The sequence below is a fragment of the Enterococcus sp. DIV0170 genome, from assembly GCF_051710765.1.
GTDB classification, from domain to species: Bacteria; Bacillota; Bacilli; order Lactobacillales; family Enterococcaceae; genus Enterococcus_A; species Enterococcus_A raffinosus.
The window spans coordinates 486,376-510,573 of record NZ_JBIOLG010000001.1 but is presented as its reverse complement, the minus strand read 5'-3'; the positions used below and the strand labels follow the sequence as shown (position 1 = coordinate 510,573).

Sequence of the window (24,198 nt, the reverse complement as noted above, 5' to 3'; positions counted from 1 at the left end):
TGTCTAAAAATGAGGCGTAGAAAGACGCTGCTGAAGGTACGAAGCCCTTTCCTAAATATCGAATCACCTCTATTCACTCAGTCACTATTTCCTTTTTTTCTTTTTCTTCTTATTCCCCATCAGTTTATCGATCTCTCTTTTCAGCCGTCGGTCTTCTCGTCCCTTTTTTATTTGTGATCGTACTTTGCCAAAGAGATTAGGAGCATTATCTGATGTTGACGATGTCAAATCTGGTTCGTTTAACTTTTCCCTTGATGTTTCTTCAGCTGCTTGATGCGTATTAGACGAAAGCGCGCTCTTCTCACTTGTATTGGTAGCGGTATCATTTTTATCAGAACTTTCTTTTACTGAGGGTTCTAGCTTCGCAGCCTTATTCGTTTTATGGTCGTTTATTAATGAGGGAATTTTTGCGTTTCTGTCCGTTGCTTTTTGAACAGTTTTCTTATCTGTACTGTCTTGTTTTGTTCTTTTTGAAACAGTCCCAGCCTCATCTTTCTCCTCTTTTGCAGCTTGAGCAGCTTTCTCTGCTTTTCGGCTATTGAAGGCTGTAGCAATGGTCATGCCTGGCGTTTTGTAGCTGATGAATTCAACAAATTTTCGCACACCGCCAGTTTCAAAAACTGTCAAAGTGGACAATGTTCGTAGAATGTTTGCAGTCAACGCTTCATCTTTGGTGGGATCCGTATCCGGAATCGTTAGCTTATGCTTTTTCCCTTCAGCGTCTTCAAAGATCGTTTCTACGTGATAAATCAGGCCCTCTCTGCGATTATTAAGTGTCCCCGACTCTTCTAAATAGCTGCTATATAAACGGGCCTCTTCCGTATAGGCAAAATAAGCGGATTCATTTTTGAACAGCTTTTTAATCAGCTGCTTCCATTCGCTTCCGTTAAAGAAGGCTTTGAAAAAAGGGCTATACTGGCGCATGGTGTCATTGGGCTCCAATGTTAGATACACTTCACGAATCAGATTTTTTAACGGCTCAGTAAAGGTCCCCTTGCTAAGAGAATCCCGTACGAGAATAGCGACCATGTACTGAATAAAATGCTCCATATTTTTATTCTTAGCATAAAAAAGCTGAACTCTTTTGGTTAAGTTCTCCTTCTTCATTAAAAATATTTGTCGCTGCCCTAATTTCACTGCCTCCATGTTTACCCCTCCATTTAACATACTTTCTTTTCAATATGATATAACTAAAATAACAACTTTGTAAATAGTTTAAAAGAAATAATTTATCCTACCCGAAAAAGAAACCTTTTAATTAAACAAAAATACTCATTTTTTAAATTTTTTCAAAAGCGATTGAATATATAAAAAATAACAGGAAACCAAAGCGTTGTTTGGTTTCCTGTTTATTCAATCTTACGCGTCTTGTTCCGTCATAATGACTGGCCCTTCTTTAGTAATTGCTATGGAATGCTCATATTGCGCACAGTAGCTGCCGTCTAACGTTCGAGCCGTCCAACCATTGCCGTCGATGCCTGCCTCCCATGTCCCTGTTGTGATCATTGGTTCAATCGTGATCGTCATGCCTTCTTTTAAACGTGGGCCCTTCCCAGCTGTTCCGAAGTGTGGAAAAAAGGGTTCTTCATGGATCGTTGGGCCAATGCCGTGTGCTAAAAAGTCCTGTACCACACCATAGCCTTTTCCTTCTGCATAGGTTTGAATAGCATGGCCGATATCACCCACACGATTTCCCACCTGCGCTTGTTCAATTCCAAGTCTTAGGGCTTCCTTGGTCACATCCATCAACGCTTGATGCTCTGGTGTGATCTCGCCGACTGCATACGTCCAACAGCTGTCAGAAATCGCACCGTGATAATCGACACAAAAATCAACCTTCAAGACATCCCCGGATTTCAATCGATAATTCGAAGGAAATCCATGGCAAATCTCGTCATTCACACTCGTACAGGTCGCAAATTCATAGCCCTCAAAGCCAATTTGAGCTGCGGTGGCACCTGCGGCTTCGACTCTTTCTTGGACAAACTGATTGATTTCATTCGTTGTGATTCCAGGAACGATAATCTCTCGTAACTGCCTATGAATACCCGCTAGGATAGCGCCAGATTCTTTCATTTGTTCAATTTCTCTACTCGATTTCAATGTGACCATGCGATCGCTCCTTATGATGTCTCTTCTGTTTTTACGACAGAATACTGAAATGTTATATCACGAAATACCTTAAAGGGAAAGTGCAGACACTTTTTTTTCGCGAATGATGCCTTTCTCCTATCCAACACTCTCACAGTAATAATTGACAAGGTGGAATTTTCTTCGCTTGCTCAATCATCGCCGCAATCTCATTTGGCTCCTCAAGTCCGCCCTTTCTGATCCATAACATAATAATAGATACCACGCTAGAAAGTAAAATTTCGGTAGCATAGTCTTCAGGTAAATGAGGCTTTGAGATTTTAGAGGTGCCTGACATTTTCATTTTTGCATCGACCATCTCTCCCAACACATCTTTCACCAATTCAGAAAACCTTGGATCACCATTTTTTCCAGATAGCGCAGAAATAAAAGCGAAATCAGCGCGTACATATTCAAGCGCTTTTAGTATTAAGTCATAAGGAATCAACTCAGTATGACTATTGTCTGAAGAACTAGGCGTATCATTCAGCAATATTTGTTCTAAATCATAAATCGTTTCTTTCTCCAATTTATCCATTAAATCGTATTTATCAAGATAATGTAAATAAAATGTCCCTCGATTGATGGATGCTTCTCTTGCAATATCACTTACGGTCATTCCCTCAAACCCTTTTGTTTGTAATAGCTGAATGAAAGATTTTTTTATTTCTTGTTTCGTTGGTGTATTCCGCTTTTTCATTAGTCTCCTCCTTAAATGGACACGCGTCAACCAAGTGTTTATTGCATGCTTCTCAAGATGATTATATACTGAGCGAGTGATTAAAATCAACACGTTGTCTAAATAAGGAGTGTGTATTCATGAGTTACATCGAGGTTAAAGATAGTTCAAAAAACTATAAAATGGGAGATACGGTAATAAAAGCCAATTATAATGTCAATTTCGAAGTAGAAAAAGGAGAACTTGCCATCATTCTTGGCGCATCAGGTGCTGGAAAATCTACAATTCTTAATATACTGGGAGGAATGGATAGCAACGATACAGGAGAAGTTATCGTCGATGGAAAAAACATCGCTGATTATAACGCTACCCAACTGACAAAATATCGTCGAGAAGATGTTGGTTTTGTCTTTCAATTTTATAATCTAGTGCCAAATTTAACTGCAAAAGAGAATGTTGAACTGGCCTCTGAAATCGTAGCGAATGCTGCTGAACCAGTTAAAACGTTAAGTATGGTCGGATTAGCCAAACGTGTAAATAACTTCCCGTCTCAACTTTCTGGCGGTGAGCAGCAGCGCGTAGCTATCGCAAGAGCAGTAGCAAAAAATCCCAAGATACTACTTTGTGATGAACCAACTGGAGCACTTGATTCTGAAACTGGAAAGCACATCATACAAATATTGCAAGATATGTGTCGTAATCAAGGAACTACCGTTATTATTGTCACACATAATAGCGCCCTGGCTCCTATCGCTGACCGTGTTATTCGTATGAGAAATGCTCAAGTCAGCAGTATAGATATAAACCCAACTCCTAAAAAAATCGAAAATATTGAATGGTAGGTGGTCGATGATGAAGAAGATACTCTGGAAAGAAGCGCTTCGCTCGATTTCAAAATCAAAGGGTCGCTTTCTATCAATAATGGGGTTAATGCTACTTAGCTCGTTTGCTCTCGTTGGATTGAAAGTAACGGGACCCGATATGCGTGATACAGGCAGAACATATGTGGACGACTTAAATAGTGCTGACATTACTGTTATCAGCTCTCTGGGTTTAGATCAAACAGACGAACAGGTTTTGGATACGACAAAGAATCTAAAAGAGTTAGAATACGGCTATATGAAAGACGTTACTATTAACGATAGCCATAAAAGTATTCGTCTTTATTCTAAAGGGAAAAATTTGTCTGATTACTCGCTAGTTGACGGTAGGTTGCCAAAAAAAGAAAATGAGATTGCTATTGATGAAATGCAGAGTGATAAATATAAAATAGGCGAGACTATCGTATTTGATGAAGAAGCAAAATCTGATGCAGCAACCGTTTTAAAAAGACATGAGTATAAAATCGTTGGCTTTGTCCATTCGAGTGAAATATTATCGAGTATCAATATGGGGCAATCAACTTCGGGTAGCGGCGAATTAAAAGGTTATGGCGTTGTTTCTAAAGAGAATTTTGATTCTCCCTACTATATGCTAGCAAGAATGTCTTTCAAGAACACTCAAGGTGTTGACCCGTATTCTGAAGAATATACTAGCAAGATCAAAGATCACAAGGACGATCTTGAAAAATTATTAGAAGAACAGCCGACTATTCGCCTAGCTGAGCTGAAAAAAGAATATCAAGATCAAATTAATGATGGACAGAGAAAAATTGATGAGGCGAAAAAGCAGCTTTCGGATTCAAAAAATCAATTAGCAGCATTAAATTTGGTTCCATCTGAAGAATCACAGCGTTTAACTGAAGAATTTGCTAAAAGGGAATCAGAAGTCGCAGAAGAAATTAGCGTTGGTGAGGAAAAAATAGCAGAAGCCCAAGAAATAGTAAATAATCTAAAAGCGCCTGTTTACAGCCTGAATACTCGCCGTGAAATTCCAGGATCTGAAGGTTATAGAACCTATAGTACCGTTTCGAAAATAGTAGATGCTTTAGCAAATATTTTTCCCATTTTCCTATATTTCGTAGCAGCCTTAGTGACGTCAACTACCATGGCACGTTTTGTTGATGAAGAGCGGATCAATTCCGGCACGCTAAAAGCACTAGGCTATTCGAATAGAGATATATTGAAAAAATTCACTTTCTATGGTCTTTCGTCGAGTCTAATAGGTACGTTTATTGGTGTTCTTTTGGGGCATATCTTATTACCTATGATTGTCTATAACGCTTATCATAATGGGTTTGTTTTCCAAAATATTGAATTACACTTCAACTTAAAAATCACTATCGTGGCAGTCTGCTTATCTATTTTTAGTTCGGTAGTTCCAGCATGGTTAGTAGCATCAAAAGAATTAAAAGATCAACCTGCAAATTTATTATTACCCAAACCACCAGCTGCGGGATCGAAGATTTTTCTGGAGCGCATCACTTTTATCTGGAGCCGGATGACCTTCACCCATAAGGTAACCGCTCGAAATATTTTTAGATATAAAAAAAGAATGTTCATGACAATTTTTGGAGTTGCGGGGGCTGTTACACTATTATTTGCTGGTTTTAGCGTCCAGCATTCGATAGACGGTATCAGCAATAGACAATTCGGTGATATTATTCATTACGATATGATTATTGTTGAGAATAATACAAGTCTGGCTAAGCAAAAGAAAGAAGTAGCAGAACAACTAAACACAAAGGCTATTAAGGAATCCGCCGCCATACATTTTGAAAACATGACAAAAGTTGCTGGAAAAAATAATGACACTCAAAACATCAAGCTTTTAGTTCCTGTTGAAAAGGAAGAGTTGAGTAGCTATATTGACTTGGAAAATCGTGAATCAGGTAGAGAACTCGAGTTACCAGACGATGGTGTGATCATTACCGAACGTTTAGCGAAATTGTTAAAGGTGAACGTTGGAGATACAATCACCTTAAATGACGAAGACGGTCATGGTCGTAAAATGAATGTCTATGATATTACTGAAATGTACATGGGGCATTTCGCCTTTACGAGTAAAGAGGGGTATGAAAAAATTTTTCATCACAGCTACGAACCCAATGCTTTTGTCATCAATTTATCGAATAGTTCATTAAGCAATACTGAAAAACAAGCAGAAAACTTTATGAATCTCGATGGTGTGAAAGCAGTTGTTCAAAATACAAGTTTAATCAATCAAGTGCATACGATTGTAAATTCGTTGAATAAAATTATGAGAGTCTTGATTATTGTAGCTGCTCTATTAGGAATTGTGATTCTCTATAATTTGACAAACATAAATGTCTCAGAACGTATGAGAGAACTCTCTACAATAAAAGTCCTAGGCTTTTATGATAAAGAAGTAACCATGTATATTTACAGAGAAACGATACTATTGACTACCCTCGGAGTAATTGTTGGCTTTGGCATTGGCGAGTTTCTTCATCAATATATTATTGCTGTCGTCCCTCCAGATGAAGTGATGTTTAATCCTGCATTAGGTCTGGCTAGCTTTTTAGTTCCAGCTGCCATAATCGCGCTAGTCACTCTTTTACTAGGCTTCATGGTCAACTACCGATTAAGAAAAGTTGATATGCTGGAAGCATTGAAATCCGTAGAGTAATTATATCTATCAAATGTATTACGAAAATTTTTCAGTGTCAGTCTCTCCTTTTCATTCAGTTGTAAAAAGAGCGAGGATCATTAATACTGATCCCGCTCTTCCGTTGTTTCATAAGTATCTAATAAAAAAGTAAGAATTTCTGTCAGGAAAATCATAGTGAATTGGCAGATCATTTTGTTCTATTTGCTGATACCCCTTTTTAACATAAAAATTATGAGCCCGTGTACACTTAGAAGGCGTGTCTAAGATAATACAAGTTATCCCGTTTGCTTTAGCATGATCAACTAGACAATTATATAGTTTTGAAGAAACGCCCTTCTCTTTTCCACGATAATCCGGATTCACAAAAAATTTTTTTAGGATACCATACTGCCCACTTTTTTTCATTAATCCTAAAGTTCCAACAACGTCATCAGAGGAATTTATGGCTAACCAAAATCCTCCTCCATTTTTTACATAATACTTACTGATATCACACAGATCATTTTGCTCATTAAGAGACAGATCTACTTTATTGTCAAAATTTTGTAGATATAGAATTAACGCGATAACCTGATTTTTGTATTTTTCTTCATACGGGATGATGTTCATTTTTATTCCTCCAATAATAGTGCTGTTGACTTCGATCTTCTTGACCCTTATAATAGCTCAAACTATTAATTCGAAAAATCAGAAATATAAGAATCGTGAATTCAAAATAATCGAATTGGAGGCTCTGTTATGGATCTAAAATACCTAACAACATTTAAGACAATTTTAGAACAAGGTAGTTTTAAGAAAGCCGCATACAAATTAAATTATTCTCCATCAACGGTCACTTCCCAAATACAACAATTAGAAGAAGAGTTAGCCGTTCAACTATTTGAAAAAATTGGCCGAAGAATGGTATTATCCCAAGCTGGAAAAGAGTTATTACCCTCGATAGAAACAATTCTCGACTCCGCTGCATTCATGAAAAATTATCAAAATAAGGACCAGTGTTTAAGTGGTCATTTGAAAATCGCCGCACCTGAAACGATCCTAACCTATCGTATTCAACCAATTCTTGAAAAGTTTCGTATTATCGCTCCTGATGTCAACCTTTCGATACAATCATTGAACTGCTATGAAATACGAGACAGCGTAGAAAATGGGGATATTGAGTTAGGAATTCACTACAATGTAGGAAAGTATGAAAAAAGCATTACTTCAAAACCATTGGGAGAATTCCCTCTGGTTTTGATTGGAAATCCTAAACTTAATTTATCTGATTATGACTTTAAAACGCCTAAGCAGAAAATAAACCTATGTCTGTTAACAGATGATAAGCATAGCATCTATCAAAAAAAAATCGAAACCTATTTAAATCAAAAGGAAATATCTTTGAATGGATTAATGGAATTAGGCAGTATTGAAGCGATAAAGCGAAGCGTCTTGAGTAATCTGGGAATTGCCTTTCTGCCACGCTTTACTGTAACAGAAGAATTATCAAATGGTTTGTTGAAAGAAATTCCCATGGATTTGAGCGGAATGGCCCTAACTGCTGTTCATATTCATCATAAAAACAAATGGGTATCTCCAGAGATGAAAACCTTTCTTTCATTACTTGAAGCTGGAATTTAAAAATAGTAATAAGCAGCCCTTGACATTAAATCAGCTGCTCATTACTATCTCAATTTCCATATTTTATTTGTCCGCCTCTGTGGGTTGGTTTCTGTAAGAAAAAAACAAGTCTCTATAGTGTCCCACTTTCCTTTTCCAGCCAAGAAATACCTTAAAGGGAAAGTTCAGACACTTTTTTCCGCTAAATGTCCAATTCCCTTAATTCGAGCTTAAAATCCTTCAAAGGGCCACTTTGCCAAACCTCGTCATTTTTCAAGTAAACTTGACCGTACTCAATGATCCAGCCGTGAAGATTTTGCGCTTTGACAGTGTCCATCGTTTCAGGCCAGATAATTTTTTCCTTTAACTGTTTATAGCCAGCAGATACAAAGCCAAATTTTTCAAACATCCGCTGCGCGTATTTGTCCGCAATAAAGGTTGATTGGTCAAAGACATAGACCAACAGTGCATCCGCGGTCTCTTCGCCGATCCCTTTAATCGCCAGGAGCTCCTTCCGTAGCGACGAAAAATCTTTAGTAGCCGCTTTTTGCAGGTCGAATTGATAATGTTTCAGCCACGTTAGCAAGGCCATAATCGTATTCGATTTTCCTTTGTAAAAACCACTTGGCCGGATCAGCTCCTGCAGCTGTTCCTTTTCCAAAGCCAAAATGCTTTCCGGTGAAAATCGTGTCTCCTTTTTCAGATTATCCAACGCATAATCCACATTGCGCCAATTCGTATTTTGGACGAGTACCGCTCCCAGTAGAATCTCCCATTTATCATCCGTATCCCACCAGCGTTTATGCGACATGACCCGACTAAACGCTGTATACAATTCTTCAATGTTCGTGATCATTTTTTATCCCTCGCTGCTTATTCGCTTTTCTTTCTCATTCATTATATTAAAAAGCGTCTAAATATGCTTGCAAAGCATTCGCCAGCTTGCCAATGTGCAGCCCATCAACAAAGGAATGATGCGCCTGTATCGAAAAAGGCAATAGGATTCGATCTTCTCGTTGAAAATATTTTCCCCAATCAATCAACGGTGTCGCGTTATCTTTTTTCCCAGCATTTGTATGGGAGACATGGGTAAAGGAAACCCACGGCATTGGCGAAAATTGAAAGACATCGGTTCCTAAAGGTCCTGTGAAATATTCCTTCTGCTCCTCAGCTTTTTTCGCAGCGGACGCAATGTACGCCTCAAGCGTTTCTTCCATCGGAACATTCACCACCTTGAACAGCTCTGTTTCTTTATCAAGGTAGGTAAATGCTGTATCGATCTGATCATAGAGGACAACCCTCCCGTCTAAAAAACGATAACGGAACTCTTCGATTTGATTGGCGCAAACCGTCACACTGTATATCATCGCAAACGTAAAAGAGTAGTGTTTCTCACGAATTTTCTGCAAAAAATTCGTAATATCTAATTCAAAAGAGACACAAAAGGCCGGCTCCACACAATTTCTAAATACCTTGCAATGCATGGCTCGCTTCCAATTCTGTTCGTCAATCAGGACATACGTATTTCCCATTTTTACACCTTCCTTACTTTCTTTTACCTATACCATACAGGGAAACGCTGGGCAAAACAAATCCGGCTAGCCGATAGACTAGCCGGATTGATTCACCTTATTTTTTTCGTTTAAGGTAGACGATTCCTCCTAAAGCAAGCAATACGATAAGCCCAACAATCACTAGGATCGTTGATTTTTGTTCGCCTGTTTTAGGTAGATAGGTATGGTTTCGTGAGCTGTAGCTTGCGGAAGTCATTGTCCGTGAGTGGTTTCCTGTTTTCCCCTTCACGGATGCCTTCACATTTTCCTTCCTCACAGTCACCAATTGTTTTTTCGCGTTTGTTAATTGGAAGGTTACTGGTTTTGTATTCAATACATAGTCTTTCGGTGCCTCGGTTTCGACTAATTGATACTTCCCTGGTTTCATCTCCGAAACAACAAGCGTTCCTGTTTCATCGGTCTTCAACTTGTCTTTCAAGACTTTTCCTTGTTGATCTTGTAAAGAGAACGTCGCATTGGCTAACCCTTCGCCGGTTTTGCTGTCAATTTTCTTCAGCACGACGGTACAAGTAAGGCCTTTATTGGTTTTCTTCACTCGAACAGGGCTCGTTTGATCTGCTTTGATCGTGAAGGCCACTGGTTTCGCATCCAGCTGATACCCAGCAGGCGCTTTGGTTTCGATCAATTGATAATTCCCTGGCTCCAAGTTCTTCACTGCTAGACGTCCGTTGTCATCCGTACGCATCTTTTCCGTCTCAATTACTTTTCCTGCTTGGGTTTGCAGCTCGAATTCCGCTCCAGCCAATGGTTGATTGGTTGCTTCATCGACTTTTTCTAAAAGAACACCGCCGCTAATCGTCTTATTGGTCTTAGTGAGCGCCATTGATTCTGCTTGATCCTTCACCGTAAACTTCACTGGCGTCGTATCCTTCACATAGCCTGTTGGTGCTTCCATTTCGACCAATTGATAGCTGCCGGGTGTCGGTGTCTCAAGTACAATTTTTCCTGATTTATCCGTCACGAGATCCGACTGCAGCACTTTTCCTTGATCATCTTTCAATTCAAAAGCTGCTCCAGATAAGACTTCTCCAGTTTTTTCATCGGTCTTCGTTAGAAGGATTGTTCCTGGTTTCAGTGGTGTCTTGGCATTTGTCTTCTCCACTTCAGCTGCTTTCGCTTGTGCTTTGGTAATCGTGAATTCGATTGGCGTCGCATCCATTTCATACCCTGTTGGTGCCTTTGTTTCAACAAATTGATAATCTCCTGGCGCTAGATCAGCGACTTCCACCTTACCATAGCCATCGGTGGACAAGTCTTCCTTCAACGTCTTTCCGTTACTGTCTTGTAATTGGAAGGTTGCTCCTTTTAACGCTGCTTTTGATTGTTCATCCACTTTCGTTAAGATGACTGACCCTGTTGAGAGAGTATTGGTTTTCTTAACATTGACCACTTGTCCTTGACGCTCAGTGATCGAAAATTTCACTGGTGTTTCATCCAGCTGATAGCCTGTCGGTGCTTCTGTTTCGACAAACTGATACTCACCAATTGGCAGATCCTTCACTGTGAAACGTCCGTCCATTCCAGTCTCATGGTTTTCGCTGACGACGCTTCCGTCAGTTTTTTCTAGTCGGAATTTGGCGCCGGCCAAGGCTTCTTTTGTTTGTGCGTCGGTCTTGGTCAGCTCCACACTATTTGGCACGGTCTCTTTATTCACTACCTTGATAACCGCCATATTCTCGTTGAGCGTGATGGCTTTACCATCTTGATATTCTGGATTTATTTCATACCCATTTGGTGCTTTGCTCTCCTTCAGCAGATAGTCGCCTAATGGCAATCCTGTAAAGGTCAGCTTCCCATCTGCATCCGTATCTGCTTTTAGCCCAGTTTCGGTGCCGTCTGCTTTAAGAATTTCAAAGGTTGCACCTGCCAAGCCTTTGCCTTTTTCATCTACTTTTAGTACGGGTAGATCAGCGGTCTTCACTACTCCCGTCCCGCTTCCGTTAGTAAAGCTCAAATTGATCACGGTATTTGCTTGGCGATAATACGCCGGAAGTGCGCCATAGCTGGCGGCATTCACCTGAGAAACATTTTTTACACCGCCGGGGAACTCGCTAATAGTATTGTATTGTACGCGAAGATTGCTTTCTGCTTTGTAGTCAGAAAAAGCGATCTTAAACGTATCTCCCGTGATCGTCAGTCGATAATGATCCGAACTGACTTTTTCGCCAGTGGCCGTATTGGTAACAACAAAAGAAGTCGGATCATATGCCGCATTGGTTGTTCCTGGTGTTAAGGTATCCGTGATCTCAGGATCTTGAACAGGCATATTCGCTGTGATATTTCTGGTCGTTACCGTCCAGTTGGCTACATTCTCTTTCTCTGGATCTTTAGCCACCGATTTTAGCAAGGCATATTCATAATTGTAGGCGTAGAGACTCGCTTTATAATCTGTTGGCGCCTTGTCACCGTAAGTTACTTTTGCAACATTATCTAACCGATTATATACATACCAGTCTCGTTTGACTCGGGTTCGATATTTTACATACACTCGTTTGGCGCCTAAATTGCCAAACTCCAAATTGATGCTATTATTTGCAGTATCAATTTTTGTTGGATAAGCGTCGTTGCCCTCTGGAACTAAATTGTAATCGGTGGTTAAGTAGCGCTGAATGTTATCGATCATAGCTTGATTCGTCACTTCTTCAAAACGTAAGGAGCCTGGAACTAGTTCCGTACCTGCAGGTAAGCTGTCTTCCATTTTGGTCATATCAAATTTCGCTCCGGTAGAATTTATAAAGACGAGCCAGTTTTGATACAGATAATCGCCAGAAGTGCTAGCTGTTTGCGCTATTTTTGTTCCGCCAGTGTAATAAGGATCAATGAATGTTCCTTTAGCCTCATACTCGATAACACCGGGAGTATCACCATAATTCAGAGTCGCCTTATTTTTGATTTCTGTTTTCTCAGTAGATGTTTCGATTTTCGTTTTAATTGTAATGACGAGTGTGTCCTTTAATTCATTATAATCCCCAAGAAAATCAATTCTCACACCTCCATTGAAGCTGTCTGGTGCTCCATTAACATTGGGCTGTGCGCCGACAGGTGAGCCGTTTTCATCGAATTTAGTCACCTTGTAATCAACATTTTCAACTAATGGAATGGATTCAGTATCAGAGATTTTTTTATTAATCGTTAAGCCAGTATAATCTTTGACCGCACCAATAAAGTAATCATGAACGACAGGTCTTTTCATGGTGTATTTTTCCGCATTGACTGTAATGTTCCATTCCATCGTCCGATTGAAAATATCGATTGTCCCTGCTTCTTTAGATAAAAGATTTGGAATCAGACTCACTTGCGCTTCTTTAGTGACCGTTCCATTGGTTACCTTGTTCTTGATTACGCGCTCGGTCGGATCAGTGATCTTCGTTGAACATCGAACCACGTAAGCCTGTGTCGTGTTTCCTTTCGGTGTGAAAGTTACTGAACCGTCGCTATCAGATGAACTCACAAAGTCATTCGTTCCGTCTCCTTGTGAAACCACCTCATAGCTATTGCCGTTACTATAGTTAAATCCAACTTTTTCAATACTGATGGAGCCAGCTACCAGTTCAACCCCTTGATCTGCTAGATTAGTGATTAATTGAGACGCGGTAGTCAACGGCTGCTCATTAAAATTGTATTTGATCTCCCAATCAATGGCCCCCGTCTCTTGATTGATTTTTCCTTTTGCCTCTAATGGCTGCAGCGTCACAAAATTTTTACTTGTACTGCTGTAATTTAATTGTGTACTATTTTCATTGGTGTAAGAATACGCGTAAAAATAATTGTATTCATTTCCTGAAATGGATTCGTCAACGTAATTTTTTCCATTAATACCCGATATGACAGATTCCGCGATCACTGCCTTTTTGCCAATTGATTTTATTAGGCTGATCTCCGCAGTCGGTCGTGTAGTATCGGCATCTTTATAAGTGATCTCATAGTCCACACCCTTAGTCAGCAACGTTTTACTGCCCACTAGCGCTCCATTAAAATCGACATCGCTAGAATATACTTTAATCGAATCGTAACTCATTTTACTATCACTGTTATAGGCATCGACTCGATAGGTACGATTCGCGTTGTCTGTTCGATCAAGATTAAAAACTGACGTTATTTCAGCCTTTTTAGGGTTCAATGTATCCATTGTTAATGCAGTGCTATTCTTTCCTGGATCGACACTAGAAGTCATTTCGATAGCAAAGACCGTTGGTGTCGGCGCCGTATCAAAGATTACCTTTTGATTTTCTTCCTCCACTCCAGAGACCTTCTCTAAAGAAGTAACCAAAGTTAAGTCATAAACCTCTGAAGAAACGTTGTCTTCTAAAAAGGTGATCGTTAATTCCTTAGTCGCCGCATTAATTGTCCATTTGGCGGAGGTCATTGGACTGAAATCACCCGATAAATCTTTTGCGATCGCTATCTGGGCAGGCAATTGCGTAGTAAAGGTATCCCCCGTCTGATAATTTTTATTTGAAAAAGAAAATTTCAAGGCCAGCTTGATCCCTGTCATATTCGGCAAAGTATCGTTCGGCTGCACTTCATCTCCATTAATTTTATACATTTTTACGGAGCTGAAAATGTTGTCCGTAATCGCTGTCCGTGTCTGTTTTTTCTCGACTTCTTTTGTTTCTGTCTCCGTTGTTGCTTTCGTCGCTTCAGTAGAGGAAGACGAACTGCTTGTTTGAACGGTTTCTTTCTTGCTCTCAGAAGAAGGAACTGTTGATGACGTCGTTGGAGCAGCAGGCTTTGGTACAGAGGACACGTTTTCCTTGCTCTCCGTTGAATTTATCGTTGATGCAGTTGTTCCTTGCCCATAGGCAAAAGCTGGACTAAGCGTTTGCAAAACAAGTAAAACTACTAAACCAATCACTACTAATCTGTTCTTCATAACCACTAACACCTTTCTTAACTAATTAATCAACGAAAACGATAACGTCCGATATATAATTATCTTTTCGTTATAACAGCTACTTTTTAAATTATTTACTTATATAATTAATTTAAAAATAACTATTGCAGATTAATAAATTATAGAACAATGTTAATTATTAAACGTATCAAAAAGTATGTTTATCTCCTTCAACTTTTGAGCAGTTTTAGTTACGCTTTTCTTCCAGAGATCACTAAAAAAACGTCGACAATCTGCCGACGTTTCAGACTTTTTATTTAATTATATTGTTCGTAAGCAACAATTCTCTTCAACACCCTCGCCCAATCGGAAACCAACGACAGTCTCTGCCTATATCGAATTTACGATCAAGCCAATCGCGGCTAAAATCGCTCCGCCAACGATTTGAATGACCAGCACTTTTGTCGGTGTATATTTTTTGTGTTTCAACAAGTAATACGTTAGTAAAGTAACCCCTAGCGGCAAGATCCCTTTGACCAAAGCGTCCAATACATCTGTCTGAATCGACAGATTTTCTTTTCCACTCAAGTGAATACTTAACGGTGTTGCGATCTTGACAAAGTTCGCCGCCAACGAGCCGATAACAATCGCCCCTAACGTCTGGGAGAAGGTCATAATGTAGGACAAACGACCGCCTGCCATCATTTTCTGGATGCCTTCTTTTCCTTGCTCGTACCCTTGAATCCATAAGAAGTAGGCAATCACCGTCATGATGATCCAATGAAGAGCAAAGAAAAGGACAGGTCCCATAAAGATATTCCCTTTCGCACCAAACGGCAAGGTGAAGGACAGTAGGATCGGAATGAGCGTTCCCTGCCATAACGTATCACCGATCCCCGCCAACGGCCCCATCAATCCGGTTTTTAAGCCATTAATGGTCTGATCGTTAATATCCGCGCCTAACGCCCGTTCTTCCTCCATCGCGATGGTCATCGCCAAGATCGGACCACCAAAGGATGGCTCGGTGTTAAAAAATTGCATGTGTCGTTCTAAAGCGGACTTCATCTCGTCTTCGTCTTTTCCATACAGTTTTTTCAAAATCGGACTAAAGGCATGGACAACTCCCGTCGCTTGCAACCGTTCATAGTTGTAATTCGCATGGGAAAAGAATGTCCAGCGCCAGAAGGCTTTTACAACATCCTTTTTCGTCAATAGCTTCTCTTGCTTTGGTTCAACTGCTTGCTCCATTAGACTAGACCTCCATTCTTATCCTTCAAATACAATTCCGTGAAGACATAACCGATGATTCCCGCGAATACAGCAATTGGAACAGAAGGCAAACCCGAATAAGTCGCTAACATAAAACCAAAAGTAAAGAACAGCAGGGTTCCCTTTCCATTCATCGCCCGCAGGTTCATAGCAATCCCCAACGCTGGCAAGATCCCGCCAATTGCCGAAAGAACATCTAACGGACGGCCACTTAACGCGTCTACAATTCCTTCTACTGCGTCAGCGCCAAGGTAAGCAGCTAGCGCAATTGGAACAACCGTGATCAACAATAAAAATAATTGCGGTGGTACGATATGAAGCCAGTTGATGCGATCGATTTTTCCTTCTTCGGCTGCCTTATCCGCCATATGGACAAAAGTGATATCAACGGTCATGTGAGCTACCCAAATCAAAGTCCCTAACAACCCAATAGGCACAGCCAAGGTCACTGCGACAGCTGGTTCAACCTTCGCCGCCATGGCTAAAGCGGTTCCAAGGGTTCCCGCAAGTGCCGGATCCATCGCAACGGTTCCGCCAGCTGAGATAAATGCCAGGTACGGCAGGTTAATTGCGGCACCAATAATACACCCTTGAACGGGATCACCTAAAATCAACCCTACAACCGTCCCGTTGACTAATGGACGCATCCAGCCGTGCGTTCCGACTAACGAAAGCCAAGGTGTTCCATTGATTCCAAGATAATAAACGACGCCGATTAAAATAGCTTGGATTAGACTAATTTTCATTTCTCCACTTCCTTCATTATTTTTTTATAGCAATCCCTCGATTGCCTGTGACCCTTGATCTGGAATAACATGAATCTTCATTTTGACATTTTGACCGACGATTTTTCTAAAGGTCTCTTTTTCTTCCTCTGATGCTGAGATATTTTTATAGAAGGTTTGTCGATCCTTTCGTGCGCCCATCCCGCCGATAATCACCTCATCAAACGTCACACCCTTTTCGATCAGTCGCCAATACGTTTGCGGCTCTTTTGCCAGCACAATGATCTTGTGCCCATCAGGAACCGCCGCTAATAGTTTTGCACCATCCTCAACAGTCAAGATAGATAGCTTGATACCATTAGGCACCGCCATGGACATGATAGATTTAGTAAATTCATCCCCTGCTGTCGCATCATCCACAATGACGATATGGTTTCCTCCTGTAAATTGCAGCCAAGCAGTCATTACCTGCCCGTGAATCAAACGATCATCAATTCTTGCTAAAACGATTTCTCCCATATTTACACACTCCCTATTTCATCTAGTTGAAATTTACTAACAACAAAGCCATCCGATTCCAAAACGCCTCAATCGACTTTTTGCTCCAGCTTGGCCATCTCTTCCAAAAATTCTTTGATTCCGTCTTGTCCAGCAGTCATCGCCGCTTGGTACATGGTTTCTAAATCCGCACCGATCATTCGTTGATTAAAGGCTTCAATGAGCATCGGTAAGTTGACGCCTGAAACCAGTCGATAGCGATGATCCTTCAATTTGTTAAAGCACATGGCCGCTTGGTTATAAGGACTTGCTGAAAACAAATCGACTAAAACCAAAACGCCCTCTCCCTTATCCAATTGACGAATACCTGCTTGAATTTTTTCGCTGAATTCAACAATGTCATCTCCATGCTTCAAACCTAGCGTTTGATAGGCTTCTTGTTCCCCCATAATCAGACGCAGGCTGTCCATCATTCCTGTCGCCATCTCCCCATGGGTGACGATCAATATTCCTGTCATTTCCACACTCCCTTTGTTTGAATACAAATTTTTTACCAATTAAAATGCATGACTGTTTTGTTCCAGCCAGGGTTCTCTACAAACCTCTCCATCACCTGACTAAAATCAGCTCCAGTTGAAATCTCAACAATCTGCTCCGGTAAAATCTTACTTAAGGCCGCGCGATATTCCGGTTTCTTCATTCCATTCACCACTGCTTCAAAATCAACCGTCGATGAACGGCTGCTCCCGTGAGCCGTGATCCCTTTTTCCAGAATATCTCGAGTATCGATCGGGACTAGCTCCTCTGTGACTCCCATAAAAATAATATCCGCCAATGAATCCGCTATTTCGATCGCTTGGTTCAAGGCACTCTCACTAAAGCGTCCCCCCGTACATTCAATCAACACATCGAACCGTTCTTTGGAATGTTCAAAGTCGTAGGTTAGTACATTCTCCGTTCGCGCAAAGTCAAAATGAGTGAGCTTATCATCCGCCGCTCCAAAAACAACAAACCGTTCTGCGTCAACTCCATACAAATATTTCAGCATGACAGCGGTGAAATACCCCACAGGTCCATCGCCAAAAAGAGCAACCCGTGTATCCTGTTTTTTCAGCTTGTCTTCCACATGACTAAGTGCATGGTGAGAAACAGAAGAAAGCTCAGCCAGCACCGCAATCTCGTTAGGAATTTCATCAGGAATCCGTACCAAGCATTCTTCAGGATGAACCAAACGACTTTGCGCCATTCCATCATACCCACTACCCAAAAACGCATTTCCCTTGGAATAATTCTCAGGGACATCCGGTTTCTGATCAATTTCGGGATGTAAAATTTGTCCCGGTATATTCGGAACCACCACCACGCGGTCACCTACTGAAAATTTTTCTGATCGTGTTTCTTTTACAACACCAATCCCTTCGTGTAATAGCGCCATCGGCAATTTTTTTGCCAAAGCCTCCGGACGACGATGGCCTGCGAAGTATCTTAGATCGGCATGGCAGATGCTCGCATAGCTGGGTTCTACTGCTACCCATTTTTCAGGGATCTCTCTCGTTTTGTTCACTTCCTCAATTACCCCTGGTTCAACAAGACTAAAAACTCTCGAATCAATCGATTGCCCCATTCCATTTCCTCCTCATTATCGAGCGCTCATTAATACTCTTTATTGCTCGTTAACGAGTATAGCATCGTGCTATCTTTTTGTAAACGCTTTATTTTTAAAATATCATTCAGCCTAACGTGTTTTAGCTTATTGACTAAAGTTTGTGAAGAGATAAAAAAACAATTTCTTTTAATTACTCCTTTGATCCATGACTCATATTTTTATAAATCAAATAGATTCACTATTTTATTTGAAAAACAGCTCGAAAAAACTCGTTTACGCTCGTTAGTTGACTCTATGTATTGACACTTTCGGTTATTTTCCATAGACTGAGAAGTAAGAATGTCTTTTTTTTGAGGAGAAAGCATAGATTCGCGTAGACAGCGAAAGGGTGAAGTGAGATGTTAACAGGAGAACGAAGAATAAAGTTAGTTGAAACGATTGAGAGCAAACAATTTATTTCTGTATCCCAATTATCAGAAATCTTTCAGGTACACGAAACAACCATTCGAAGGGATCTAGATGAATTAGAGGCGCAGGGGCTCGTTGTAAGAATTCACGGAGGCGTGGTGCCAGCCAGTATCAAACAGGATGAACCTGTCTTTGAGGATCGGGCAACAGAGAATATAACCGAAAAAGTACGCATTGGAAAATACGCGACAAACTATATAAAAAGCGGTGAAGCGATCATTTTAGATTCTGGAACAACGACTTTAGAAATTGCGAAGACACTTAATGAAATGCCCCAGCTGCAGGACATCACGATCATTACGAATGACGTGAACATCGCTTCTGTTTTACGATCCAATCGAAACATTACCACCATCGTTACCGGCGGAACACTCTTCCACGACAGCTTTATGCTGAATGGACAAATCGCCAACGAATCCTTGCAGCAGCTCAGTGTGGATAAAACCTTTATCGCAACACCTGCCCTAAATGTGGAAAAAGGACTGACTCATTTCAACGAGCTATTGATTACGACGAAAAAAAATATGATCGATGCCGCTGCAAAAAAAATTGTCGTCACCGATCACACAAAAATCGGTCGTCGGGCATTGTACACTTTTCTGCCAATTGATCAGATTGATTTGCTGATCACGGATAATCAAACAGATAAAAAGCTCATTGACGAGATGTACAAAAACGGGATTAAACAAATTGAGAAGGTGTAATTTTCCCAATAGCACAAAACACTTATTATTTTAATTACTTAAATAAATAAGTGTTTTGTGTCCTGTATTATATTATCATCATTTTCTATTTTATCTATTCCATCACTCGATCCTGTATGATTCCAGCTGCTTTAAGAAACATACAGGTAACAACTGGACCAACAAAGGAAAATCCTCTTTTTTTCATATCCTTAGCAATAGTCGTTGCTTCCGGTAATGTGTTAGGCACTTCCTCGGCCAATTCATACTCGCGCACGATTGGCACGCCTCCTACAAAATCCCAAAGATAGTCAGCAAAGGACTCATAATCTTCAAGTAAAGTCACGATTGCCCGTGCGTTTTGAACGACCGCTTGAATTTTTCGTGAATTACGAATCATTTCCGGATCTTTTGCGACCTCTTCAATATCTTCTGGAAAAAATGCCGCTACCTTGCGAAAATCCATCCCGCAAAAGTTTCGCTCAAATACTTCCCGCTTTCCCGCTGCTGCCTGCCAGCTAAGGCCCGCTTGAAAAACGCCCACCGTCAATAACAAGAATAGCATGCGATCATCTCGCGTCGGTTCTCCCCAGCGATCACTGTACCATTGATAGTTCTTCATTCTGTGACACCGCCTTTGATTCTCTATTATAACGAAAAAAACTGGCTTTTCAGCCAGCATTGCATTAATTTTTCTTGTGGCATACCGCTTCAATATTGTATCCATCCGGATCATAGACAAATGCGCCGTAATAATTCTCATGATACTGAGGTCGTAAGCCTGGTGCCCCGTTATCAATCCCCCCAGCAGCCATCGCCGCTTGATAGAATTGATCGACTATTTCTCGTTCTTGCGCACTAAAAGCAAGGTGAATATTACTCGGTTCGCTTTTTACAATCCAAAGATCGCCTCCATCTCCTCCAAAACAAACACCATGATCCATCGCAATCTTCACTTGATAACCAAGGGGTTTTAAAGCTTCCTCATAAAAGGCCCTGCTCTTCGCTAAATCGCTAACACCAATACTCAAATGATCAATCATTCACTGCACCATCCTTTCCTTCAATTAATATCAGTATAGCTTAAAAAACGCTTTCATCCAACTCGCTCTATACTATTTCCTGATAGTCCCTTCTCCTCTCATTTCCCAAAAAAACATCCAGAATTTGAAGCAATCGTAATTTTTTTGGTAAATATGAGAAATTCACGAACATTCGTAAGTCAATATTGATTTTATTCAGTGATTTACCTTTCTATAAAAGCAGATTTTCACAAAGCATCGAATAATTTTCATTAATTGACGAATTATCAAAGTCAATTACTTTTTTTAACAAAAAATTGGGGAAATTTGTCATGTTAAAATCAACTTATAAATAACTGTCATTTAATAGTCGTCGCGTTAAAAGGATAGAAAGGTGTGGGACTTATGTTTAGAGAGCTGTTCTTGACCCCTCAGCAACAGAAAAAAATTCAATTCTTTAAGCTGATGGAGGAATATCCCGAAGGCACATACTCAGTAAATACCCTGAGTCAAAAGTTTAAATGCAATTATCAGTCCTTTTTACAAATGCTGCGAGAGCTCAATGAATCCTTGATTGAGCTCAAAGAAAAACCACTCTTTGTGGAGGCCTCGAAAATTTACTGGAAAAGTGAGCCCAGTCGTTCCAATCGTTTCTTAATTTCAGAAGTCAAACAATCCATTCCCTATCGTTTTATTTTGACTTCCTTATTCCAGCCTCAAAAAAGCTTAACTGCATTTAGCAAGGAAACTTCTGTCAGCGAATCTACGATCTTACGCCGAATGCGCCCTCTAATCGATTATCTTGCCGAATGCAATATTCACCTCAATTTCTCGAAGATGGCGTTAACCGGTCATGAAGCGGTCATCCGACTATTTTATATCAAAGCGCTTTGGTCGGCTTCTTTAGGTGAAGATATTGCGAAATGTCCCTTTGATTTTACTGCCGAGGATAATTTACTTAGAGACCTGCTTACTCTCTTCCCTTTGCAGATCCATCCGAAATTACTTCGTTTGATGCTTTGTGTATGTCGTCTGCGTAACGAGCAAAAGAATTATTTAAATGAAGCCCCATTTGACGATCTTCTATTTTCTCAAACAACGCCATTATTGGAGCTGTATCTTTCAAATGTTCTGGATTCTCCCGAGCAAATCAAAAGAAACATTGAGTTCTTCAACTATTTATTCTACTACTATCCTTATTGCGTCAAAAAGGAACCTCACAAGGTAAATCCTTTGATGCTCTACTATACAAAAAATGTGGAAGAACGCGATCCATTATGTTTAGCCATCGACAGCTTTTACCGTTATTGTTCTGGTGAGCTGTTGAAAAATGTACTAGGGGAACAAGAGAAAAAAATCCTCCTCAACAACATCGCACGAACCTTTTTAGGCTACTCTATCCAAAAGAAGAAGATTCCGCTGCTTTTTGAAACAGGCAACAAAGAGCAATTTCTGCAATCAGAGCTGTATCGTGAGCTGTATCCCGAGATAAAAAAAGCCATTAGAAAATTGAGTCGTCGCAGAAAACTTGAATGGTTAGCCACCGTTACCGATTCACTTTCTAAAACGCTATGCTTAAGTCTTCTACCGCTTTTCATTGTGAATGACGAAAAAATTCGTGTCGGTCTTGTATCGATTCCCAACTATCTCTACCTGCAGCACATCGTGAAATTTCTGAACAACCTGAAATTTATCGAAGTGGTTTTCCAGCCTCATCCAGATGAGCCAATTGATCTTTTTATTACCACCTTCAAGGAGCTCCTGCCCACTCAAAATAGCGATTGCTATCTGATCAATATTTTGAATGCAGATTACACATCGGATCTTCTCCCCCGTTTGCTAGCCATTCAAAACAAAAAGAAATTTGCCTAAAAAAATCGTCTGGCTCAATCTTGCTTGAGTCCAGACGATTTTTTTAGATATTCGCTTGTAAATCCTCATAGAATGCCGCTTTCGTAGCAGAAATATAAGGTGCTACCCATAAATAGGCGATTCCGAAGGTCAACCCAGTGACGATGTACCAGCCAAGAAAAGTAACATCCAGCCAGAACAACCGGCCCTTGTGTCCATCCATCAATCGGCGACTTGCCGTGATCGTATCCAAGACTTTAGGCTTCTCCCCTGTTTGTTGAATTTGATCATAATAGATAAAGTAGCTTTGAGAATAGGCATACGCTTTTACGATCCCAGGAATGATGAATAAGAACGTCCATAACGTTGTAAAGATATTGGTAAGCAACGCTAAAAGAATTACACCACCGATAAATACTCCTTGAAAGCCGCGAAAAGCATCCTTCAGAGGATCAATATGCGTCCGTTCGCCCCGCAGCAAATCTAAATAAGTCCATGAGATCCCGCTCATAAACAATGCGCTGATGATGGAAGAAACCAAACTAGTTCCACCGCCACTCGCATTATTTTGCTGATACTCGGAAACAGAAGAAATCATTCCATCTCCAGATCCATGGATAAAGAACCAAATGACACCAGATAATACCACAAAAAACATCACGGCTACTGTAAGCAGCGTTGGAATCAAGTTTAAAATAACCGCTTGTCCCCATTTCCCTCTCAGTGCGTTTTTCGCTTCTGCCTTTAATTCAGCAGTCGTTTTCATAACCCAATAACCCCTTTCTAGTAAATAGTTTAATATATAGTAACTTTTTTAGGAAGAATTTTAAATAAACTTGCCTTTCACTTTACGATAAGGAAGTCATCATTTGCCAAAAATCAGATAACATTCGTGATTGATAGCGACTCTTTCGAACAAGAACTGTAATATCATTTTTTAATTGCCAATCGTCAATGAGGACCTCTTTCAGCTTTCCCTTCATAAGCTCTTCTTTGACCAAACGATAAGGAAGCACAGATAGACCGAAGCCAGCTTTAACTGCTGAAATCAATGCCTGTGAATCCACACTTTCCCAAATCGGAAAAACTTTGAAGCCTTGAAAAACAGCAGCCGATTCAAAGGTTTCTCGTACAGCACTCCCTCGTTCTCGCAATAATAGCGGCTGTTGTAAAAGTGCCTCAAAGCTAAGCCGTTCATCAGCAGCTCCTTCAGCTGCCACGACACATAAACGGTAGTCAGCAATTTTTTTCGATTCAAAAGCTGGCTGCAGAACATGCCCTTCAATAAAGGCAATATCCACCTCACCTTTTTCTAAAAGCGCAATGGATTCAGAGGCAGGAAAAACCTGAACATTGAAACTACTCGCTGGATGCTTGTCACTAAATTTATGCAGCAGCTGCGGTAACTCCGTCTGCGCATAGGTGATACAGGAAGCGATTTTTATTGGCGGCTGTTTTTCTAAGTTTGGCAGATGTGCTTCTACCGCTTCAAACTCCTCAATAATCGGTTGAATTTCCTTTAAAAATAATTCCCCCGCCGGAGTTAATTTCACGCTGCGATGCAACCGTTCAAAGAACTGTGTCCCTGCTTCATCTTCTAAATCTTTGATCGCGTGAGAGACAGCCGATTGTGTCAGATACAGATTGTTTGCCGCTTTGGTGAAGTTGTTGGTTTTTGCGATTTCACGAAAAATCAGACATTGTTTGAAATTCATTGCTGCTCCTTTCCCATGAATTCTATTCATGTTTA

General features: G+C 40.4%; 21 protein-coding genes. 5 read left to right on the top strand and 16 right to left on the bottom strand.

The window, feature by feature from the left end:
- Positions 1-84: 84 nt before the first annotated feature.
- From IGI50_RS02440 to IGI50_RS02430, 3 genes are all read right to left on the bottom strand, one after another.
- Positions 85-1,146: a hypothetical protein gene (locus tag IGI50_RS02440; protein ID WP_438776065.1), complete on the bottom strand. Its 1,062-nt coding sequence runs from the start codon at positions 1,144-1,146 to the stop codon at positions 85-87.
- Positions 1,147-1,359: 213 nt separating this feature from the next.
- Entirely contained in the window at positions 1,360-2,112 is a 753-nt protein-coding gene (map, locus tag IGI50_RS02435) for a type I methionyl aminopeptidase (RefSeq protein WP_438776064.1), read from the bottom strand.
- Between the two features lie 130 nt (positions 2,113-2,242).
- On the bottom strand, positions 2,243-2,830 hold the full coding sequence (locus IGI50_RS02430) for a TetR/AcrR family transcriptional regulator (RefSeq protein WP_438776063.1): 588 nt from the start codon (positions 2,828-2,830) through the stop codon (positions 2,243-2,245).
- Positions 2,831-2,949: 119 nt separating this feature from the next.
- Between IGI50_RS02430 and IGI50_RS02425 the strand changes: the two genes are divergently transcribed.
- Both IGI50_RS02425 and IGI50_RS02420 read left to right on the top strand, forming a co-directional pair.
- Complete coding sequence (locus tag IGI50_RS02425) at positions 2,950-3,651, top strand: ABC transporter ATP-binding protein (RefSeq protein ID WP_218256606.1); 702 nt, start codon at positions 2,950-2,952, stop codon at positions 3,649-3,651.
- A 7-nt stretch (positions 3,652-3,658) separates the two neighbouring features.
- A complete protein-coding gene (locus IGI50_RS02420) occupies positions 3,659-6,337 on the top strand; it encodes an FtsX-like permease family protein (RefSeq protein WP_438776062.1) in 2,679 nt (892 codons plus the stop codon).
- A gap of 108 nt (positions 6,338-6,445) precedes the next feature.
- Here the strand turns inward: IGI50_RS02420 and IGI50_RS02415 are convergent, their stop codons facing one another.
- Positions 6,446-6,928 carry a GNAT family N-acetyltransferase gene (locus tag IGI50_RS02415; protein WP_438776061.1) on the bottom strand — a complete coding sequence of 161 codons (483 nt, stop codon included), beginning with the start codon at positions 6,926-6,928 and terminating at the stop codon, positions 6,446-6,448.
- A 129-nt stretch (positions 6,929-7,057) separates the two neighbouring features.
- Here IGI50_RS02415 and IGI50_RS02410 point away from each other — a divergent pair, with 129 nt between their 5' ends.
- Complete coding sequence (locus IGI50_RS02410; RefSeq protein ID WP_438776060.1) at positions 7,058-7,939, top strand: LysR family transcriptional regulator; 882 nt, start codon at positions 7,058-7,060, stop codon at positions 7,937-7,939.
- Between the two features lie 181 nt (positions 7,940-8,120).
- Here IGI50_RS02410 and IGI50_RS02405 read toward each other — a convergent pair whose 3' ends face one another.
- The 8 genes from IGI50_RS02405 to IGI50_RS02370 form a co-directional block, all read right to left on the bottom strand.
- The gene (locus IGI50_RS02405; protein ID WP_438776059.1) at positions 8,121-8,774 is read right to left on the bottom strand and encodes an endonuclease III domain-containing protein; all 654 of its coding nucleotides are present in this window, start codon (positions 8,772-8,774) and stop codon (positions 8,121-8,123) included.
- 46 nt (positions 8,775-8,820) lie between these two features.
- The gene (locus tag IGI50_RS02400; protein WP_438776058.1) at positions 8,821-9,450 is read right to left on the bottom strand and encodes a CatA-like O-acetyltransferase; all 630 of its coding nucleotides are present in this window, start codon (positions 9,448-9,450) and stop codon (positions 8,821-8,823) included.
- A gap of 97 nt (positions 9,451-9,547) precedes the next feature.
- Positions 9,548-14,365, bottom strand: coding sequence for a SpaA isopeptide-forming pilin-related protein (locus IGI50_RS02395; protein ID WP_438776057.1), 4,818 nt, complete (start codon positions 14,363-14,365; stop codon positions 9,548-9,550).
- A 351-nt stretch (positions 14,366-14,716) separates the two neighbouring features.
- A complete protein-coding gene (locus IGI50_RS02390; protein ID WP_222226388.1) occupies positions 14,717-15,574 on the bottom strand; it encodes a PTS system mannose/fructose/sorbose family transporter subunit IID in 858 nt (285 codons plus the stop codon).
- A complete protein-coding gene (locus IGI50_RS02385; RefSeq protein WP_438776056.1) occupies positions 15,574-16,341 on the bottom strand; it encodes a PTS mannose/fructose/sorbose/N-acetylgalactosamine transporter subunit IIC in 768 nt (255 codons plus the stop codon). Before IGI50_RS02385 ends, IGI50_RS02390 begins: the two co-directional genes overlap by 1 nt.
- Before the next feature lie 24 nt (positions 16,342-16,365).
- Positions 16,366-16,839: a PTS sugar transporter subunit IIB gene (locus IGI50_RS02380; RefSeq protein WP_218256599.1), complete on the bottom strand. Its 474-nt coding sequence runs from the start codon at positions 16,837-16,839 to the stop codon at positions 16,366-16,368.
- 68 nt (positions 16,840-16,907) lie between these two features.
- The gene (locus IGI50_RS02375) at positions 16,908-17,336 is read right to left on the bottom strand and encodes a PTS sugar transporter subunit IIA (protein ID WP_438776055.1); all 429 of its coding nucleotides are present in this window, start codon (positions 17,334-17,336) and stop codon (positions 16,908-16,910) included.
- A gap of 32 nt (positions 17,337-17,368) precedes the next feature.
- A complete protein-coding gene (locus IGI50_RS02370; protein WP_218256597.1) occupies positions 17,369-18,442 on the bottom strand; it encodes an alcohol dehydrogenase catalytic domain-containing protein in 1,074 nt (357 codons plus the stop codon).
- Between the two features lie 380 nt (positions 18,443-18,822).
- Here IGI50_RS02370 and IGI50_RS02365 point away from each other — a divergent pair, with 380 nt between their 5' ends.
- Entirely contained in the window at positions 18,823-19,596 is a 774-nt protein-coding gene (locus IGI50_RS02365; protein WP_438776054.1) for a DeoR/GlpR family DNA-binding transcription regulator, read from the top strand.
- 94 nt (positions 19,597-19,690) lie between these two features.
- On the opposite strand, the gene IGI50_RS02360 is transcribed toward IGI50_RS02365, so the two are convergent.
- Entirely contained in the window at positions 19,691-20,197 is a 507-nt protein-coding gene (locus tag IGI50_RS02360; RefSeq protein WP_438776053.1) for a DNA-3-methyladenine glycosylase I, read from the bottom strand.
- 64 nt (positions 20,198-20,261) lie between these two features.
- The gene (locus IGI50_RS02355) at positions 20,262-20,618 is read right to left on the bottom strand and encodes a VOC family protein (RefSeq protein WP_438776052.1); all 357 of its coding nucleotides are present in this window, start codon (positions 20,616-20,618) and stop codon (positions 20,262-20,264) included.
- Between the two features lie 384 nt (positions 20,619-21,002).
- Here IGI50_RS02355 and IGI50_RS02350 point away from each other — a divergent pair, with 384 nt between their 5' ends.
- The gene (locus IGI50_RS02350) at positions 21,003-22,469 is read left to right on the top strand and encodes a helix-turn-helix domain-containing protein (RefSeq protein WP_438776051.1); all 1,467 of its coding nucleotides are present in this window, start codon (positions 21,003-21,005) and stop codon (positions 22,467-22,469) included.
- Between the two features lie 43 nt (positions 22,470-22,512).
- Here IGI50_RS02350 and IGI50_RS02345 read toward each other — a convergent pair whose 3' ends face one another.
- Positions 22,513-23,214, bottom strand: a complete 702-nt coding sequence (locus IGI50_RS02345; RefSeq protein WP_010746906.1) for a DUF975 family protein — start codon at positions 23,212-23,214, stop codon at positions 22,513-22,515.
- Positions 23,215-23,296: 82 nt separating this feature from the next.
- The gene (locus tag IGI50_RS02340; protein WP_438776050.1) at positions 23,297-24,193 is read right to left on the bottom strand and encodes a LysR family transcriptional regulator; all 897 of its coding nucleotides are present in this window, start codon (positions 24,191-24,193) and stop codon (positions 23,297-23,299) included.
- Positions 24,194-24,198: the final 5 nt, after the last annotated feature.

Excerpts from the sequence above, each read along its gene's own strand:
- IGI50_RS02440 (WP_438776065.1), bottom strand. The coding sequence starts at position 1,146 with ATGGAGGCAGTGAAATTAGGGCAGCGACAAATATTTTTAATGAAGAAG.
- map (WP_438776064.1), bottom strand. The coding sequence starts at position 2,112 with ATGGTCACATTGAAATCGAGTAGAGAAATTGAACAAATGAAAGAATCT.
- IGI50_RS02430 (WP_438776063.1), bottom strand. The coding sequence starts at position 2,830 with ATGAAAAAGCGGAATACACCAACGAAACAAGAAATAAAAAAATCTTTC.
- IGI50_RS02425 (WP_218256606.1), top strand. The coding sequence starts at position 2,950 with ATGAGTTACATCGAGGTTAAAGATAGTTCAAAAAACTATAAAATGGGA.
- IGI50_RS02420 (WP_438776062.1), top strand. The coding sequence starts at position 3,659 with ATGATGAAGAAGATACTCTGGAAAGAAGCGCTTCGCTCGATTTCAAAA.
- IGI50_RS02415 (WP_438776061.1), bottom strand. The coding sequence starts at position 6,928 with ATGAACATCATCCCGTATGAAGAAAAATACAAAAATCAGGTTATCGCG.
- IGI50_RS02410 (WP_438776060.1), top strand. The coding sequence starts at position 7,058 with ATGGATCTAAAATACCTAACAACATTTAAGACAATTTTAGAACAAGGT.
- IGI50_RS02405 (WP_438776059.1), bottom strand. The coding sequence starts at position 8,774 with ATGATCACGAACATTGAAGAATTGTATACAGCGTTTAGTCGGGTCATG.
- IGI50_RS02400 (WP_438776058.1), bottom strand. The coding sequence starts at position 9,450 with ATGGGAAATACGTATGTCCTGATTGACGAACAGAATTGGAAGCGAGCC.
- IGI50_RS02395 (WP_438776057.1), bottom strand. The coding sequence starts at position 14,365 with ATGAAGAACAGATTAGTAGTGATTGGTTTAGTAGTTTTACTTGTTTTG.
- IGI50_RS02390 (WP_222226388.1), bottom strand. The coding sequence starts at position 15,574 with ATGGAGCAAGCAGTTGAACCAAAGCAAGAGAAGCTATTGACGAAAAAG.
- IGI50_RS02385 (WP_438776056.1), bottom strand. The coding sequence starts at position 16,341 with ATGAAAATTAGTCTAATCCAAGCTATTTTAATCGGCGTCGTTTATTAT.
- IGI50_RS02380 (WP_218256599.1), bottom strand. The coding sequence starts at position 16,839 with ATGGGAGAAATCGTTTTAGCAAGAATTGATGATCGTTTGATTCACGGG.
- IGI50_RS02375 (WP_438776055.1), bottom strand. The coding sequence starts at position 17,336 with ATGACAGGAATATTGATCGTCACCCATGGGGAGATGGCGACAGGAATG.
- IGI50_RS02370 (WP_218256597.1), bottom strand. The coding sequence starts at position 18,442 with ATGGGGCAATCGATTGATTCGAGAGTTTTTAGTCTTGTTGAACCAGGG.
- IGI50_RS02365 (WP_438776054.1), top strand. The coding sequence starts at position 18,823 with ATGTTAACAGGAGAACGAAGAATAAAGTTAGTTGAAACGATTGAGAGC.
- IGI50_RS02360 (WP_438776053.1), bottom strand. The coding sequence starts at position 20,197 with ATGAAGAACTATCAATGGTACAGTGATCGCTGGGGAGAACCGACGCGA.
- IGI50_RS02355 (WP_438776052.1), bottom strand. The coding sequence starts at position 20,618 with ATGATTGATCATTTGAGTATTGGTGTTAGCGATTTAGCGAAGAGCAGG.
- IGI50_RS02350 (WP_438776051.1), top strand. The coding sequence starts at position 21,003 with ATGTTTAGAGAGCTGTTCTTGACCCCTCAGCAACAGAAAAAAATTCAA.
- IGI50_RS02345 (WP_010746906.1), bottom strand. The coding sequence starts at position 23,214 with ATGAAAACGACTGCTGAATTAAAGGCAGAAGCGAAAAACGCACTGAGA.
- IGI50_RS02340 (WP_438776050.1), bottom strand. The coding sequence starts at position 24,193 with ATGAATAGAATTCATGGGAAAGGAGCAGCAATGAATTTCAAACAATGT.